Annotated in this window: 1 protein-coding gene; it reads right to left on the bottom strand. The window is 76.1% G+C overall.

Annotation, left to right across the window (positions count from 1 at the left end; genetic code table 11):
• A partial coding sequence (locus tag D471_RS0126110) for an IucA/IucC family protein (protein WP_026128088.1) occupies nt 1-614 on the bottom strand: 614 nt, incomplete at both ends.

Genomic DNA, 614 nt, shown 5'->3' with positions numbered 1-614 from the left:
CCCCGGCCAGCCACAGGTAGGCGTCCGGGTCGCCGCCGCGCGCCCGCACGGCCTCGGCGAACTCGGCGCGCTGGTCGGCGTCGAGCTCCTCCTCGACCAGGCGGCGCCGGTCGGTGTCGGCCATGGACTGGAACCGGCCCAGGTCCGGATGGACGGCGATCCACACCAGGTGGAACGCGCCGCGCGCCTCGGGCGTGTACCGGCCGACGTCGGCGGCCGAGAAACCGAGCCTGCCCTTGTTGAGGAACATGCACGGGTGGCCGGTCTGGTACCCCTCCAGGTCCTCGTAGGCCAGGTCGGCCAGGGCGGCGGCGCCCGGGGTGGCGGCCAGCAGGCGGGCGTCCGCGGTGTGGGTGGCCAGCAGATCGCGGACGACGTCGGCCAGGGAGTCGCCGGGCAGCCCCACGGTCTCCTGGGCGTCGGTGACGAACACGGTCGGGTCCCAGGCCCCGGTGGTGCCCTCCGGGGTGGTCCGGGTCAGGGATCCGGGGTTGACGTGCCAGGAGCCGAAGCCGCCCCGGCGGGCGGTGAAGCGGTACTCGACGCCGCCGTCGACCACCAGCGACCACGCGGGGTCGCCGTCGCCGTCCCCCTCGGCCGGGACGGGCACGACC

This window comes from Nocardiopsis lucentensis DSM 44048 (genome assembly GCF_000341125.1).
GTDB lineage: Bacteria > Actinomycetota > Actinomycetes > Streptosporangiales > Streptosporangiaceae > Nocardiopsis > Nocardiopsis lucentensis.
The sequence above is the reverse complement of the archived record's forward strand: the minus strand, read 5'-3'. Positions and strand labels throughout refer to the sequence as shown.